Raw genomic sequence first — 15,624 nt, 5'->3', positions numbered from 1 at the left:
CCTTATTGTGAGCCTCTTTTAAGAAACTTGGTAGCGGGAGCTGGATTTGAACCAACGACCTTCGGGTTATGAGCCCGACGAGCTACCAGACTGCTCCATCCCGCATCAACGTGCAAAAATTATATACAGATATGAAAAAAAGTCAATTCAAGTTTTCATACTTGCTTGATTAAGTTGCACCTTAATCAAATGGTAGCGGGAGCTGGATTTGAACCAACGACCTTCGGGTTATGAGCCCGACGAGCTACCAGACTGCTCCATCCCGCATCAACAAAACACTGCATACACCAAACTTACTGGTTATTAAGTTTGGTGCGGAAGGGGGGACTTGAACCCCCACGCCCGAAAGCACTACCACCTCAAGGTAGCGTGTCTACCAATTCCACCACCACCGCAGCTTTGTGGGACGCATTCTATTCGTTTAAAGCGAAAAAGAAAAGTCCTAAATCAACTTATTCAGTTGTTTTTGGCGCGTTTGATGAAGTTTCAGACGATGAGGCAGGAGCTGTTGTCGTCGTTTGAACTGATTTAAGCGTATATGCATCTGTCGTTTGTTTTTTAGCAAACACAGCCAAGGTCAAACTAGTTACAAAAAATAATGCAGTAAAAATAGCAGTTAAACGGGTCAAGAAGTTACCTGCACCCGAAGCACCAAATACTGTGGCAGCACCGCCACCACCAAAAGATGCGCCAGCTTCAGCACCCTTACCTTGTTGTACAAGAACCAAAGCAATAATCAAAATTGCCAAAATGATATGTACAACGAGTATAAAACTATACATTTCTATTCCTCGTTATTTGCTTTGAGCAAAAGCTTTTGCGATTTGGAAGAAGGATTGCGCATTGAGTGATGCACCACCAACAAGAGCGCCATTAATATCTGGACATGCAGCTAATTCAACAGCATTCTCAGCTTTCACACTTCCGCCATACAAAATAGCAATATTTGCTCCGAAAGGTGTGATTTGTTTTAAACCTTCACGAATTTTTGCATGCATCATTTGCGCATCAGCAGGAGAAGCAGTCTTTCCAGTGCCAATCGCCCAAATCGGCTCATAAGCGACCACAATATGCTGCCATTGATCAGGCTTCACAATCGCTGCGATATCACAAATTTGTTGTAATACAACTTGTTCAGCAGCGCCCTGCTCGCGCTGCTCTAAACTTTCACCAACACAATAAATCACAGTCAATCCTGCATTTAAAGCATTGTTGAGTTTAGCCTTGATGATTTCTACATTATCACCAAATAATTCTCGACGCTCAGAATGTCCAATCAGTACAAATTCGATTTGACTATCTTTTAGCAATTCAGCACTGACCTCACCCGTATACGCCCCTGTGCCAGCAATTTTGGAAACGTCCTGAGCGACCGTATAGATTGTTCGATTAAATTCAGCTAAATGTGCTTGTATATTTGTAAGCGCAATCGATACTGGAGAAACACCAATATGACATGCCGCTTGAGAAATAGGTTCCTGTTGTAATAACAGTTTAAATTCTTCTATTAATTTTAAAGCGTCAGCATGCATTGGATTCATTTTCCAATTGCCAACAACCCAAGGGGTAATGGTCGAATTCGACATACTCCGCCAACCTACGAATAAATTCTAAAAAATGCTGCATATTTTACACAGTTTTTTAGAAAATTCAGTTTTTTTATATCGTTTGAATTTAAAGCAGTGACTATGGGATGAAAAAGAGTATTATCAGTTTAACCAAAGTGGATTTTGTTGGCTGAGACATTTATTTATTCAAAACATCATAACTACAAGTTTATGATAAAAATAAATTTGCAAAAGATTCGATCAGTTCAAAGTTTTAAAGCTTAATCAAGTCAAAAACGACACTTTCAATGGTAGTAATTTTACGTAACGAAAGTATAATTTTGATATATAGCTATTATAACCATATTGTCATAAGGCGGACAGATGTCAGGAATACATACGTCTCCAAAATTTTCGGGGTTTATTCGACGCATAGTCGATGATGGTCACATTGCTGCATCAAATATGCAGAGTGCGATTGATGCTGCAAAAAAAGCACAACAAGATATTGTTGCTCACTTAATTGAACATCATCGTCTATCACCTCTGACAATTGCGGAAAGCATATCTTTAGAGTTTGGTGAGCCACTCTTTGATCTTGCTGTATTTGATACAGCTCTATTACCTCGTGAAATAACTGACAGCAAACTGATTCAAAAACATCGTGTTGTTCCACTCATTCAACGTGGTCAGATTTTGTATGTTGCGACCAGCAACCCGACGAATATTGATGCATTAGACGCAATCAGGTTCAATACCAAATTGAATATCGAACCTGTGATTGTTGAGCATAATAAACTCGAAAAACTGATTGATCAGCAATTTGGAGATAGCGGCAGTTTCGATTTTGGGGAAAATGACGACTTTGATTTAGATAATGTTGATGTTGCAACGACTGATACAAACAACACGACTGAGGATGAGGATACAAATAATCAAGAAGAATCTCCTATCGTAAAATATATCAACAAGTTATTGATTGATGCGATTCGCATGGGAGCCTCTGACTTACATTTTGAGCCTTATGAAAAAATGTATCGCGTGCGTTATCGTGTGGATGGTGTACTCAGACAAATTGCTAACCCACCATTACAACTCGCAACTCGTTTAGCCTCGCGCTTAAAAGTCATGTCTCAAATGGACATTTCTGAAAAGCGTATGCCTCAAGATGGTCGTATCAAACTAAAACTCTCTAAAACTAAAGCGATTGATTTTCGTGTTAACTCACTTCCAACTTTATTTGGAGAGAAACTGGTTCTTCGTATCTTAGATCCTTCAAGCGCAATGTTAGGTATTGAAGCCTTAGGCTATGAGGATGAACAAAAAGAACTCTTTATGAGTGCATTAGACAAGCCTCAGGGTATGCTTCTGATTACAGGTCCAACAGGCTCAGGGAAAACTGTATCGTTGTATACAGGTTTAAATATATTAAACACAGAAGATACCAATATTTCGACCGCAGAAGATCCCGTCGAAATTAACTTAGAAGGTATTAACCAAGTTAACGTCAACCCTAAAACAGGTTTAACTTTCTCAGCAGCATTAAAAGCTTTTTTACGTCAAGATCCTGATGTCATCATGGTCGGTGAGATTCGTGATTTGGAAACAGCTGAAATTGCAATTAAAGCAGCTCAAACAGGTCACATGGTGATGTCGACCCTGCATACCAATAGCGCTCCTGAAACACTCACACGATTACGCAATATGGGGGTTCCCTCTTTCAATATTGCAACCTCGGTTAATCTCGTGATTGCTCAACGTTTAGCCCGCCGCCTATGCTCGGAATGTAAACAACCTATCGAGATTCCTAAGCAGAGCCTTTTAGAAATGGGCTTCACTGAACAAGATTTAGCTAACCCAGACTTTCAAATTTTTCAACCTGTCGGCTGCGATGCTTGTCGTGAAGGATATAAAGGGCGTGTCGGTATTTATGAGGTCATGAAAGTGACACCTGAGATTTCCAAGATTATTATGGAAGATGGAAATGCTTTACAAATTGCAGCAGCATCTGAAAAGGCTGGTTTCAATAATCTACGCCGTTCTGGTTTAAAAAAGGTCATGCAAGGGATCACCTCTTTGCAAGAAGTTAACCGAGTAACAAGTGAATAAAATCAATAAAAAGGATTAATAGTCATGGCAGCGAAAAAAGCGCAAATGATGCCTACTTTTGCCTATGAAGGGGTCGATCGTAAAGGGGCAAAAATTAAAGGGGAACTTCCAGCACGTAATATGGCTTTAGCAAAAGTCACCTTACGTAAACAAGGCGTGACGATTAAAAATATTCGAGAAAAACGTAAAAATATTCTCGAAGGTTTTATGAAGAAAAAAGTAACGACCTTGGATATCACGGTTTTCACACGCCAATTAGCAACAATGATGAAAGCGGGTGTACCATTGGTACAAGGCTTTGAAATTGTTGCAGAAGGTTTAGAAAACCCATCCATGCGTGAGGTCGTACTAGGATTAAAAACTGAAGTTGAAGGCGGTAATACTTTCGCTGGTGCTTTAAAAAAATATCCTCAATACTTCGATACCTTATTTTGTTCACTCGTCGAATCAGGGGAACAGTCGGGTGCTCTTGAGACTATGCTAGATCGTGTCGCGGTATATAAGGAAAAAAGTGAGTTACTCAAACAAAAAATTAAAAAAGCAATGAAGTATCCGATTACGGTGATTGTAGTTGCTGTGATCGTTACAATTATTTTGATGGTGAAAGTAGTCCCTGTTTTCCAAGATCTGTTTAGTTCATTTGGTGCAGACTTACCCGCATTTACCAAAATGGTGGTTGGTATGTCCAAATGGATGCAAGAGTATTGGTTCATTCTAATTATCGTTATTGGTGCAATTATTGCTGCATTTCTAGAAGCTAAAAAACGCAGTAAAAAATTTAGAGATGGCTTAGATAAACTTGCTTTAAGACTGCCAATCTTTGGTGATCTCGTATACAAAGCAATTATTGCTCGCTACAGTCGTACACTAGCAACGACATTTGCGGCGGGCGTTCCTTTAATCGATGCGCTTACATCCACAGCAGGCGCAACCAATAATGTTGTTTATGAAGAAGCTGTACTTAAGATTAGAGAAGATGTTGCAACTGGACAACAACTGCAATTTGCTATGCGTGTTTCAAACCGCTTCCCTGCGATGGCAATTCAAATGGTCGCCATTGGTGAAGAGTCTGGTGCACTTGATTCGATGTTAGATAAAGTTGCAACACACTACGAAAATGAAGTTGACAATGCAGTTGATGGTCTGACTTCGATGATGGAACCATTAATCATGGCAATCCTAGGTATTCTTGTTGGTGGTCTAGTAATCGCCATGTACCTCCCAATTTTCCAAATGGGTTCTGTTGTCGGTTAACTTGGTGTCTAAATGCTTTCTTTATTTACTTATTTTATTGAAAATCCAACTGCACTTTACCTTGCAGTTGGATTAATTAGTCTGTGCATCGGCAGCTTTTTAAATGTTGTGATCTTTCGCACTCCAAAAATGATGGAGCAAGAATGGCATCAAGAATGCCAAATGCTTTTGCACCCTGAACAGCCGATCATAGATCAGAGCAAGTTAACATTAAGTCAGCCAGTTTCTACCTGCCCTAAGTGTCAAACGCCAATTAAATGGTTCCAAAATATTCCTCTTATTAGTTGGTTAGCACTCCGTGGTAAATGTGGCACTTGCAAGAATCCAATTAGCATTCGCTACCCGTTGATTGAATTACTTACTATGATCTGTTCATTGATCGTTGTGGCAGTATTCGGTGCAACAATACAGATGCTTTTCGGCTTAATTCTAACGTGGACACTTATTGCACTTACTTTTATTGATTTTGATACACAATTACTACCTGATCGCTTTACGCTACCTTTGGCAGCATTAGGTCTGGGTATTAATACTTTTGCAATCTATACAACGGCTAACGCTGCGATCTGGGGCTATTTAATCGGTTTTCTATGTCTTTGGATTGTATATTACCTATTTAAAGTCATCACCGGTAAAGAAGGCATGGGGTATGGTGATTTTAAATTGCTTGCAGCACTTGGTGCATGGATGGGTCCTATGATGTTACCCCTCATCGTATTACTCTCTTCTATGGTAGGTGCAATTATTGGTATTATGCTGATGAAAATGCGCGGTGAAAATCAACCTTTTGCATTTGGTCCTTATATTGCAATTGCCGGTTGGATTGCCTTTCTATGGGGTGAGCAAATTATGAAAGTGTATCTTGGGGGTTAATATGACATTTATCTTGGGGATTACGGGTGGTATTGGGAGTGGTAAATCTGCTGCAACCCAATGGTTTGAGTCCCAAGGTATTGTTGTAATAGATGCAGATATTGTTGCTCGAGAAGTCGTAGCACCAAATCAACCTGCTTTAAAAGAAATACACCGTGCTTTTGGAGATTGGGTTCTATTAGAAGATGGAACTTTAAATCGTCGAGCCTTGAGAGAACATATCTTCAGCCATCCTGAAGCACGTATGACATTAGAAAAAATCACACATCCCGCTATTCGCCAATCTATCATTCAACAATTACAACAAGCTGAAAGCCCTTATGTCATTTTAGTCTCACCACTTCTGTTTGAAACTAATCAACATGAACTTGTTCATCATACTTTATTGATCGATGCGAGTGAGCACATTCAACTGGAACGTGCAAGTCAACGAGATGGGCAAAGTGAACAGCAAATTCGTCATATTATTGCAGCACAAATGCCTCGCTCTGAAAAGCAACGTTTGGCAAATGACATTGTGGTAAATGATGGCTTATTGGAACATCTACACCAACAATTAAAACCATTACATTTCAGTTATCTACAACGCGCTGAATATTAATTTTTGTTTTGATGTTCGAGCTGAGCCTCTAAGGTGTCTTTTTGAAACCATCGCCACGGTTGAAGCGCACCAATCGCCATTCCAATCAAACCACTGATCATGGCGAGATTGATTGGTTCATCTAACAAAGGAACAGCGACAACAGCTGCTATAAATGGTGCTAAAGTTACAATACTTCCCGTTTTAAATGCACCTAATCTTTGAATTGCTGCAACATAAGTCAAAGTCGCAACGATCACTACCAACACACCATGGAAAAGTCCTTGAATCAAGAGGTGAAGAGGTTCTGCATCTTGAAAATGTTTTGGAATAAATAAAATATAAATAGGCAGGTAGATAATCGCAGACCAAATCACTACACCCGCTGTTGAATGCCAAGCAGATAGCTTCCATTGTTTTAGGAGAACGGTAAAAACACCCCACCACACCGCACTAATAAACAGCAACAGATCCCCCCAACCCAATACAGCACTTTGATCATGCAGCATTAAATAACTCATAAGTAATAATGCACTCATCATAATTGCAATACTGAACCACGTATGTTTATCAAAAGGCTGTCTAAATAATAAATATGCAGCAATAGCAGTACACAAAGGGATACAACCATTTAAAAAAATAGCAGCATGTGCAGCTGGGGCATGCAAAAAAGCGGTATATACGGTAAAACAATAGCCTAGCCCGCCGATCAGTGCCAAAATCAAAGGGCGTGGATGCCATAAAAAGGCAAAATCTTTTTTATAAATTAAAACAGGCACTAAAATAACAGAAGCAATTGCAAAGCGCATCGCAACCAAATCCCACATACTGACATGCCAATGCGCATTAAGTCGGGAGAAAATAGTAAATCCGCCCCATATACACATCGTGATCAGGACAAAAAGATAACCTTGCGAGCGAACTGTCATTTTTCAATTTTGAATAGAGCGTAACGATGATTATACAGTAGTACGCTGTCGACATGCCTCATAAAGTGCCATACCTGTTGCAACACTTACATTTAAACTCTGCAAATCACCCGCCATTGGGATAAATACAGTTTGATCACATTGCGATTGGGTAATTGGTCGAAGTCCAGTGTCTTCAGCGCCCATCACTATCACAACCGAACCGCTAAAATCACATTGCTGAATAGGCAAAGCTTTCTCATCAAGCATCGTACCAATCACACGAGTATGGGTAGTCTCTTTTAAATGCGCTAAGGTACGAGCAAGATTAGTGACTTGAATAAACTTAACCTTTTCTGCACCACCTGCTGCAACTTTACGTGCTGTTGGCGTCAAACTTGCTGAACGATCTCTAGGTACGATGACTGCTTGAACTCCCATAGCGGCTGCAGTTCTGATGCAAGCACCTAAATTATGTGGATCAGTCACTTGATCAAGTGCCAACAATAACGCATCGGGATGCTGCTGCATTAATTGATCTAAATCTTTTTCATTAAGCGTTGGATGAGGACGTACAGCAGCAACAACCCCTTGGTGGAATGGCATTCCTGCTAGTTTTTCCAGACTGTCACGGCTTGCCTTTTGCACACTAATCCCGAAAGGTTCCGCAAGTGCTAAGATTTTTTGTAAACGCTGATCATCTCGACCTTTAAGCGTAAACAATGTGAGTACTCGCTCAGGCTCCAATTCTAATAATGACTCCACGGAATGAACGCCATAATAATATTCAGGTTTTGCCATGAGCGACCTCTTTTCAGCATTCCCACTTAAAGCAGGATATTTGGGGGGATTTTGAAAATAAAAAATCCTGTAAATGACTTTACAGGTGAGCAGCGAATAGCTCCGCAAGGGAATTTAATAAAAAAATCCTGTAAATGACTTTACAGGATTCTCTTTAGATATAGTGTACTCGATTTATGAAGGAAAAGGTTAACCTTCTAAATGACACACATAATCAAGTACTTCATCTGCTTCAATATGGAATACACTGTTTCCAGGGACATAGAATGACTGCCCCGCACGGAATAATTCACTTTCTGTACTATCTGCAATTTTTACGCGACACTCACCAGAAATAATTTCCATACGCTCTGGGACGTGTGTTTCAAAAGTCAAAGGTTGTTCAGTAGGTAAAATAACGCCTAAAGTTTTTTTTGTACCATCTTCAAATTGTACTGTATGGCTAATACATGCCCCGCCAAAATACACATTCGATTTCTTAATGACCGTTACATGATCAAACTGCACTGAACTCATGCGTACTCTCCAAATTCTGCCGCATTTATATTAGGTTATGCTGGACGTAGTTTAATTGTGCCTTTACAACTAATCAATCCATTTTCTGGCGTAAATACAGCAATTTTCATACCTGAGCGAGTAAAAAACAAAGCGAAGCTTTTCCGAGCGCTAGACGAATAGTTATGCTACGAGTGGTGAAAAAGCACAAAGTGTAACTTTGCCAGAGCGCAAGACCAACAGCTATGCCAAATAAAGAAAACTAGCAAAGGAACTTTTGCCCAATCGCAAGGCGAACAACCATGTTACGAGTGGACAGAATGATCTTCGTTAATTTTGCCAAGCACAAAGTAATTTGCACCGCGATGAATAATGAATATTAAGAGAATCAAACTTCAATATATGATATCGACTTCAGAAATAAACCATCTGAAGCACTTAAAAAAACAACACCGCTAAAACATTATTAGTTTAAATTATGGATCAGCTTGAAATCATGCACTTTCAGCTCTTTGCTTATTGAACAATATGACTTATTCATTTTTCCAAATTCCAATAAATCGTTTTGTTGTGAAAGCAACAAAATAGGTGAATCACGACTTGTCGCCACTATAAAAACTCTCTATCTTTAAGCAAAACAATCTGTGCATTGGATGCGTTTATGCTCACCCATTTAACTTTAATTAATTTTGCACTCGCTGACCACTTAGCTTTAGATATTGAAAAAGGCTTTAATGTTCTCACAGGAGAAACAGGCGCAGGAAAATCTTTATTGTTAGATGCCTTATCCGCATGTTTGGGTGAACGCACAGATACAAATTATGTCCGATATGGTGCAGATAAAGCTGACGTTACTGCTATTTTTAGCTACCAAGCTGATAGTGCTGAAGCCAATTGGCTCATAGATCATGAGCTTGATGATGAATCAGGCGAAATCCATTTGCGTCGCGTCATCTTTGCGACTGGTCGTAGTAAAGCTTGGATTAATGGAAGACCTAGTAGCCTTGCTGAACTTAAAGAAATCGGGCGATTATTAGTCCAACTCTACAGCCAGCACAGTCAGCAACAACTTCTAGAACCACCTTATCCAAAACACTGGTTAGATCGTTATCACAATTTTGGTGATCAAGCACAAGCAGTTCGTGAAGCGTATAGCATTTGGCAGCAAAATATCCGACAACACCAAGCCGCGTTAGACGCGCAAGCCACTCGCCTGCAGAAGATACAAAACTTAGAAACTCAATTGGAAGAGCTTGAAGAAATCGTACAAACAGACTATCGAGAAATTGAACAAGAATTTGATCGCTTAAGCCATCACGAACACATCATGCAAGACTGTGGTTATAGCCTAAATGTATTAGATGAAGCTGAACAAAATATTACTCAAGAAATCTCATCGATTATCCGTCGGTTAGAGTCTCATGCTGGACGCAGCGAACTGCTTTCAACCATTTATAATTCTTTATTAAATGCACAAAGCGAAATTGAAGACGCCACAGCAAGCTTGCGTCAGTTCATAGATCGCCAAAGTTTCGATCCTGAACGCATGGAGCAATTAAATTCTACACTTGAAATCTTCCATCGTCTGGCACGTAAATACAGAACTCAACCAGAGTCCCTCAAACAAGATTTTGAACAATGGCAACAGGAATTAGAACAACTTCATCAACTTGAAGATCCTGAAACTTTGGCTGAACAAGTTGAAATTGCCTATCAATCCTTTATTGAAAAAGCACAGCACTTAGATGATATTCGTCGCACCGCTGCGATTCCACTAGCCAAACAACTGACGGAACAAGTCAAACCTTTGGCTCTTCCTGAAGCTCATTTTGAATTCAAATTCGAACCATTAGAACAAGCATCATCCGAAGGCCTAAGCTTTATTCAACTGCTATTCACTGCAAATAAAGGAATTCCTCCACAACCATTAGCACGAGTTGCCTCAGGTGGTGAGCTTTCTCGTATTGCTTTAGTCATGCAAGTCATGAATGCTGAGAAGACCGAAGCAGAAGTTCTAGTATTTGATGAAATTGATGTCGGAATTAGCGGTGGAACTGCAGAAGTTGTAGGACGATTACTGGCTGATTTAGCACAGCATGTTCAATTACTATGTATTACTCACCAAGCACAGGTTGCGGCGCAATCCGATCAACATCTACTGGTCAAAAAACAACAAACTGATCCAGCTAGCAGTACCATCATCGAACTTGACGAAGAACAGCGTATTCTAGAGCTTGCTCGTATGTCTGGTGGTGTCGAAATTAGTGAGACAACTTTGCAACATGCAAAGCAGCTGCGACAGCTTAAGTTTCAGCCTGCCTGATTTTTAGGGCAAAATATCAGAAAATGATTGGCGAAATCCGATTAACTCTTGTATGTTGATATAAAGAACCTATATAGATAGAAACGTACATTCTTTTGATGGAGAACCGCCTAGGTGACGAAACAATACTTAACTCACCGTTGTCTCATCGCTCCACCAGACATGGCAGATGACTTCTTTGCAAATACTGTCATCTATGTTGCGCGCCATGATGAAGACGGTGCACAAGGCATCATTATCAATCGTCCGTCTGATTTACAAATCAAAGAACTTCTCAATGATTTGGAGATTGATGCGGATAATGTTCACCCTCACGCGGTCTTGCAGGGCGGTCCTTTACGCCCAGAAGCAGGTTTTGTTCTTCATACTGGTCAACCGACTTGGCACTCCTCTATTGCGGTAGGAGAAAATGTCTGCATCACCACCAGTAAAGATATCTTAGATGCGATTGCTCACAATGAAGGCGTTGGTCGCTATCAAATTGCTCTAGGCTATGCGAGTTGGGGTAAAAATCAACTTGAAGATGAAATCACTCGTGGTGACTGGTTAATTTGCGATTCAGATATGGATCTTATTTTTAATCTTCCATACGGCGATCGTTGGGATGCGGCTTATAAAAAAATCGGTGTAGATCGTAATTGGTTTGCTTCTGAGATTGGTCATGCCTGATATACAAACTTCCCAGTCGATTATGGCATTTGATTTTGGTACACAAAAAATGGGCATTGCGATTGGTCAATCCGCGATTGAAAGTGCCAATCCACTGCCTTTATTTATAATGAAAGATGGCATCCCTGACTGGAACCAATTACTCAAACTTGTTAAAGAGTGGCAACCGAACTTATTTCTAGTCGGGCTACCTTTGAATATGGATGATAGTGAATCCGAACTCTCAGCGCGCGCTCGTAAATTCGCTCGTCGTTTACGTCACCAGACAAATATCCAAACGTGGATGGTGGATGAACGCCTAACAACTCGTGAAGCGAGAGAAGAACTCGAATCTTATCAAAGTAAAGGGCAAGCAAAACGCTTATCAGCAGATAGCTTCGCAGCAGCGTTGTTGATACAAAGCTGGTATCGCGATCCTACAGGCATCACACCTTAATCAGACATCTTAGATATAAATGAATATCTTGGCGGGCGATATCCATATCGCCTTTTGAGCTGAATTTACATTGAAGGCGGAACGGAATAACAACGTTGAATTGAGCTTATGAGCTTTCCTAACTAATATCACTCTACTAATTTTATTTATTAACAACTTCAAAGCTTATTTCTCAATCACTCTCACCGTTGCAGTACGTCCAGAAACGAATGCCAATGGATTTTGTGGTGGTTCATCTAATACAATTTTCACAGGCACTCGTTGAGCCAATCGTACCCAACTAAAAGTTGGATTTACATTTGCCAATAAGTTTGAACTGCCCGAACGCTCGCGATCTTCAATCCCAGATGCAATACCTTGCACATGACCACGAATACGTTGTTTGTCCCCCATCAATTGAACTGTTGCAACATCTCCAACATGAATACGGTCAAGTTTTGTTTCTTCAAAATAACCAACCACATAAAGTTGCTGACGATCTAAAAGGGCTGCCACAGCTTGTCCAACTTTAACGTAATTACCCACACGTAAATCAAAATTTGATAAAGTTCCATCGGCAGGAGCAACAACTTCTGAACGGTGTAAATTCAATTCTGCCAAATGCAAATTACTTGTCGCCACATCCAGTAACGCATGTTGCTGTTCAATCGCAGCATTGGCTTGTTCAATACTTGCTTTTAATTGTTCGCGTTCAGCAAAAGCTTGATCACGTGCAGCAAAAACTTGATCTTGTTCCTGTTTGGAAATTGCACCATCCATAAGACTGGTATATCGAGCTGCATTCTTTTCGGCAAGTTTCATATTGGCTTCGGTCTTTACTAAGCTAGCTTTAGTACCCGCGAGAGTCGCTTGAGCTTGTGCTAGACCTGCTTTAGCTTTCGCAAGATCAGATTTGGCTTGCTCCACATCCAGTGCTTGACGTGCGACATCAATTTTAAACAAGACCTGTCCTTTCTTTACAGTTTGGTTGTCTTGTACCAAAACCTCAGTCACCAAACCATTGACATCTGAAGCCACTTGAATGACATCACCACGGACACGACCATCTCGCGTCCAAGGTGCCGCATTATAGTAATTCCATAAATGCACAACCGTGTATATCGCCACAATAATGGCAATGAAAAGAACCACGGGTCGTATGACTTTTCGCATATCAAATGCATTCATGTTCTTCACCTTTACTACTCATTTTTAAATCAGAGAAATTTAAACAATCAAAAATTTAGTTCAAATCCAAAGTCGGACAAAAATTTCATGCACACAAAGCATCAAAGCTAAATAGAAGCAGAGATTAAAAATACTGGGTAACCCGATCCATCCCGTCTGAGCGAAACGATCTACAAATGGACTTAATATCTTAAACAGCACATAAGCAATCACGGCTTGCACTAACAACGTTGGAATATAAATTCCATATAGATTGATTTCACCCATGAGCAACCTCAACGTCATTCATATTTAAACTCACCTGTTCATTTGAAACATGCCCAATGCTTTTGAGAATATTATTCAGTGAAATCAATAATCTTTGATGCAACTCATCTTCACTAATTGGCGTTGCAAGATGCTTGACCACTTCGATTTGCTGAAGAATTTTCTTTGGAAAAGTTTGAAGTGAAAGTTGCTCTGATTGAGTTTGAAAATATTCGGCAAGCTGCCGTTCTAAAAGAGCAATTTGCATTTGCAAGTCCACATAATGTGGAAGCTTTTGGCGGATTTCCTGTAATCGCACAAGATCAACAATCGATGCACTTTCAATTAAGGCATTTTGGATGGCATATTTCAGTTCAGCATTTTGTACCATCTTGCTATTTAGAACCCCAACTCGATCAAGCATGCTGCGTAAATGAATTTTGAAATCAATCCCATAACTCAGTGTTAAAGCTTGACGCATCGCTTGGTAATGTAAACTTAAAATACGTGTTGCGCTTGTATCGGGTGAAACAGCACGAACCAAATCAATCACAATTAATGAGACCAAAACACCTAAAATCATGGCAAAAGAGCTGTCTAAATAAGACACCGCATCCATTGAATATTTATTGTGTAAATTCAGCCCCATCATGGTATTAATGCCTAAAACCATACCTATCGGCATTAGCATTTGATTTGCCATCATGCTTACAGCCACAAGGAAAATTGGAAAAAGTACCAGTGCTAATTGCCAAAAGTGCGTAATGTGGGGAAAAATTCCAAAGGCATAAATAAAAACCAATCCCGCTGAAACGATGCTCCCCCAGATAAATATGCGTAACACAGGCACAGGATTATCCAAAGCAGTCAAAATACACGCTGTGATCGCGCCCATTTGCGCCATCATAAATCCAGCTTTCCAACCTGATAAAATCCACGCTCCTGTCACGATGAAAGTGATGAGAACCGCACTGATTCCACCGCGTACCGCGATACCATGATCACGGTGTAAACTTGGATATTTGGTGGTGATCGTAGTTATCTCAGAAGGGATTTCTTTATGACCTTTCTGGATCTGTTGCCAAAGTAACTTCACTGCCAACATATTGGCGATAAAATGACGTACATCCATTTTTAAGGCAGCCAACACAGTCTTTTGTTCAGACGAAGCCATCGCAATCAATTCGCTAAAATCTTGTTCAAACTGTGGTGGTAAATCACGTAAGTTATCGGCAGTTAATTGTTTTTCTTGATTTAAAAACTGTAAGGTCTGTTGTCGTAGTTGGCTTAACCTTGGAGCTAATGTGGTTAATGGCATTTGCTCTAATTGTTTAATCCGTTGAGACATGGCAACTAGATTGGCTACAACAAGCGAGACCTGATGCAGCATTTCTTGTAGAGGTTTGGTCATGCCTTGCAACTCGCCTTTTTCATAAGCGAGATGAACTGCTAGAGCATGGATATCTGATGCATCACGAGTGATCACCCCTAAAATTTGTGTGTAATTTTGGTTTGTATCTTGGGCTGAAATGAGTTTTTCAAAAATATTTTCCAGATCCTGCAAAGTTTTGATGACACGTTGTTTAATCATGGCACCCACATGAACAGGAAAAAAAGTTGCTGAAACGACAGCGGTTGAAATCACACCTACAGAGATTTCTAAAACACGTGCCAGAGCAATATCAAAAATATTATAGGTATCAACATAAGTGATGGCGTTATACACAATCATTGCGGTGGAATATCCAGCCAACATAAATACATAGCTACGAGGAGTACGATCCAAGAGCGATATATACAATGCAAACCCGACCCACAATGCCAAGATGATCGTAAACAACCACGGCGTATTGATAAAATGTGGTGTCAAAAGCAACGCGATAATTGCTCCTGCAGCCGTACCAACCAAGCGATAAATACATTTGGAAGAAACCATTCCAGAGTAAGGACTGGCAATAATTAATACCGTCCCTATCGACCACATTGGGTTAATCAAATCAAGCTCAAATGAAATAAACAGTGCCAACATCCCTGCGACAAAGGTTTTGCACGCAAAAATAATATCAAGTCGACTCGGCCTAAAAGCCAACAACTGTTTAAATAACATGAACTTTTCTCAATACTAACCGCGTTAGGAAACGCAAATTCACAACACAACTCAGCTGCATTTAGCTTCTTGATAGAGACTAAAAGAGCATTCAATTGACCGTGAAATA

Annotated in this window: 15 protein-coding genes and 3 tRNA genes; 7 read left to right on the top strand and 11 right to left on the bottom strand. The window is 40.1% G+C overall.

Translation table 11 applies throughout. The features are described from left to right. Positions 1-28: 28 nt before the first annotated feature. The 5 genes from F948_RS00775 to tpiA form a co-directional block, all read right to left on the bottom strand. Positions 29-105: transfer RNA gene (locus tag F948_RS00775), tRNA-Met, on the bottom strand. An 85-nt stretch (positions 106-190) separates the two neighbouring features. Then, positions 191-267, bottom strand: a tRNA-Met gene (locus F948_RS00770). Between the two features lie 43 nt (positions 268-310). Further along, positions 311-395, bottom strand: a tRNA-Leu gene (locus F948_RS00765). A 57-nt stretch (positions 396-452) separates the two neighbouring features. Then, entirely contained in the window at positions 453-782 is a 330-nt protein-coding gene (secG, locus tag F948_RS00760; RefSeq protein WP_004916847.1) for a preprotein translocase subunit SecG, read from the bottom strand. Between the two features lie 12 nt (positions 783-794). Beyond that, positions 795-1,586 carry a triose-phosphate isomerase gene (gene tpiA, locus F948_RS00755; protein WP_004958617.1) on the bottom strand — a complete coding sequence of 264 codons (792 nt, stop codon included), beginning with the start codon at positions 1,584-1,586 and terminating at the stop codon, positions 795-797. A 345-nt stretch (positions 1,587-1,931) separates the two neighbouring features. Between tpiA and pilB the strand changes: the two genes are divergently transcribed. Genes pilB through coaE form a run of 4 tightly spaced genes read left to right on the top strand, consistent with a single transcriptional unit; the run spans position 1,932 to position 6,384 of the window. After that, positions 1,932-3,656, top strand: coding sequence for a type IV-A pilus assembly ATPase PilB (gene pilB, locus F948_RS00750; RefSeq protein ID WP_004958615.1), 1,725 nt, complete (start codon positions 1,932-1,934; stop codon positions 3,654-3,656). Positions 3,657-3,680: 24 nt separating this feature from the next. Beyond that, the gene (locus F948_RS00745) at positions 3,681-4,910 is read left to right on the top strand and encodes a type II secretion system F family protein (RefSeq protein WP_004958613.1); all 1,230 of its coding nucleotides are present in this window, start codon (positions 3,681-3,683) and stop codon (positions 4,908-4,910) included. A 12-nt stretch (positions 4,911-4,922) separates the two neighbouring features. Beyond that, a complete protein-coding gene (locus F948_RS00740) occupies positions 4,923-5,783 on the top strand; it encodes a prepilin peptidase (RefSeq protein ID WP_004958611.1) in 861 nt (286 codons plus the stop codon). A 1-nt stretch (position 5,784) separates the two neighbouring features. Then, positions 5,785-6,384, top strand: coding sequence for a dephospho-CoA kinase (gene coaE / locus F948_RS00735; protein WP_004958609.1), 600 nt, complete (start codon positions 5,785-5,787; stop codon positions 6,382-6,384). On the opposite strand, the gene F948_RS00730 is transcribed toward coaE, so the two are convergent. The 3 genes from F948_RS00730 to ppnP all read right to left on the bottom strand — a co-directional run bounded on the left by F948_RS00730 (position 6,381) and on the right by ppnP (position 8,588). Then, positions 6,381-7,292: a DMT family transporter gene (locus F948_RS00730; protein WP_004958607.1), complete on the bottom strand. Its 912-nt coding sequence runs from the start codon at positions 7,290-7,292 to the stop codon at positions 6,381-6,383. The genes coaE and F948_RS00730 overlap by 4 nt on opposite strands. A 30-nt stretch (positions 7,293-7,322) precedes the next feature. After that, positions 7,323-8,072 carry a 23S rRNA (guanosine(2251)-2'-O)-methyltransferase RlmB gene (gene rlmB, locus F948_RS00725; protein WP_004916859.1) on the bottom strand — a complete coding sequence of 250 codons (750 nt, stop codon included), beginning with the start codon at positions 8,070-8,072 and terminating at the stop codon, positions 7,323-7,325. A gap of 189 nt (positions 8,073-8,261) precedes the next feature. After that, positions 8,262-8,588: a pyrimidine/purine nucleoside phosphorylase gene (gene ppnP / locus F948_RS00720; RefSeq protein WP_004958605.1), complete on the bottom strand. Its 327-nt coding sequence runs from the start codon at positions 8,586-8,588 to the stop codon at positions 8,262-8,264. Between the two features lie 640 nt (positions 8,589-9,228). Here ppnP and recN point away from each other — a divergent pair. The 3 genes from recN to ruvX all read left to right on the top strand — a co-directional run bounded on the left by recN (position 9,229) and on the right by ruvX (position 11,995). Beyond that, positions 9,229-10,890: a DNA repair protein RecN gene (recN, locus tag F948_RS00715; protein WP_004958602.1), complete on the top strand. Its 1,662-nt coding sequence runs from the start codon at positions 9,229-9,231 to the stop codon at positions 10,888-10,890. A 114-nt stretch (positions 10,891-11,004) separates the two neighbouring features. Next, positions 11,005-11,559, top strand: a complete 555-nt coding sequence (locus F948_RS00710) for a YqgE/AlgH family protein (protein ID WP_004958600.1) — start codon at positions 11,005-11,007, stop codon at positions 11,557-11,559. After that, entirely contained in the window at positions 11,552-11,995 is a 444-nt protein-coding gene (gene ruvX / locus F948_RS00705) for a Holliday junction resolvase RuvX (protein WP_004916868.1), read from the top strand. Before F948_RS00710 ends, ruvX begins: the two co-directional genes overlap by 8 nt. 165 nt (positions 11,996-12,160) lie before the next feature. Here ruvX and F948_RS00700 read toward each other — a convergent pair whose 3' ends face one another. Genes F948_RS00700 through F948_RS00690 form a run of 3 tightly spaced genes read right to left on the bottom strand, consistent with a single transcriptional unit; the run spans position 12,161 to position 15,515 of the window. Then, complete coding sequence (locus F948_RS00700) at positions 12,161-13,162, bottom strand: HlyD family secretion protein (RefSeq protein ID WP_004916870.1); 1,002 nt, start codon at positions 13,160-13,162, stop codon at positions 12,161-12,163. 60 nt (positions 13,163-13,222) lie between these two features. Further along, positions 13,223-13,429, bottom strand: coding sequence for a DUF1656 domain-containing protein (locus tag F948_RS00695; protein WP_004957471.1), 207 nt, complete (start codon positions 13,427-13,429; stop codon positions 13,223-13,225). After that, positions 13,422-15,515, bottom strand: coding sequence for an FUSC family protein (locus F948_RS00690; protein ID WP_004958598.1), 2,094 nt, complete (start codon positions 15,513-15,515; stop codon positions 13,422-13,424). Before F948_RS00690 ends, F948_RS00695 begins: the two co-directional genes overlap by 8 nt. Positions 15,516-15,624 lie beyond the last annotated feature (109 nt).

Source organism: Acinetobacter junii CIP 64.5, assembly GCF_000368765.1.
Lineage (GTDB): Bacteria > Pseudomonadota > Gammaproteobacteria > Pseudomonadales > Moraxellaceae > Acinetobacter > Acinetobacter junii.
The sequence above is the reverse complement of the archived record's forward strand: the minus strand, read 5'-3'. Positions and strand labels throughout refer to the sequence as shown.

Bases quoted from the DNA above. Each gene is read 5' to 3' on its own strand.
- F948_RS00700 (WP_004916870.1), bottom strand. From the start codon at position 13,162: ATGAATGCATTTGATATGCGAAAAGTCATACGACCCGTGGTTCTTTTC.
- F948_RS00745 (WP_004958613.1), top strand. From the start codon at position 3,681: ATGGCAGCGAAAAAAGCGCAAATGATGCCTACTTTTGCCTATGAAGGG.
- F948_RS00730 (WP_004958607.1), bottom strand. From the start codon at position 7,292: ATGACAGTTCGCTCGCAAGGTTATCTTTTTGTCCTGATCACGATGTGT.
- secG (WP_004916847.1), bottom strand. From the start codon at position 782: ATGTATAGTTTTATACTCGTTGTACATATCATTTTGGCAATTTTGATT.
- recN (WP_004958602.1), top strand. From the start codon at position 9,229: ATGCTCACCCATTTAACTTTAATTAATTTTGCACTCGCTGACCACTTA.
- F948_RS00695 (WP_004957471.1), bottom strand. From the start codon at position 13,429: ATGGGTGAAATCAATCTATATGGAATTTATATTCCAACGTTGTTAGTG.
- F948_RS00690 (WP_004958598.1), bottom strand. From the start codon at position 15,515: ATGTTATTTAAACAGTTGTTGGCTTTTAGGCCGAGTCGACTTGATATT.
- tpiA (WP_004958617.1), bottom strand. From the start codon at position 1,586: ATGTCGAATTCGACCATTACCCCTTGGGTTGTTGGCAATTGGAAAATG.
- coaE (WP_004958609.1), top strand. From the start codon at position 5,785: ATGACATTTATCTTGGGGATTACGGGTGGTATTGGGAGTGGTAAATCT.
- rlmB (WP_004916859.1), bottom strand. From the start codon at position 8,072: ATGGCAAAACCTGAATATTATTATGGCGTTCATTCCGTGGAGTCATTA.
- pilB (WP_004958615.1), top strand. From the start codon at position 1,932: ATGTCAGGAATACATACGTCTCCAAAATTTTCGGGGTTTATTCGACGC.
- ruvX (WP_004916868.1), top strand. From the start codon at position 11,552: ATGCCTGATATACAAACTTCCCAGTCGATTATGGCATTTGATTTTGGT.
- F948_RS00740 (WP_004958611.1), top strand. From the start codon at position 4,923: ATGCTTTCTTTATTTACTTATTTTATTGAAAATCCAACTGCACTTTAC.
- ppnP (WP_004958605.1), bottom strand. From the start codon at position 8,588: ATGAGTTCAGTGCAGTTTGATCATGTAACGGTCATTAAGAAATCGAAT.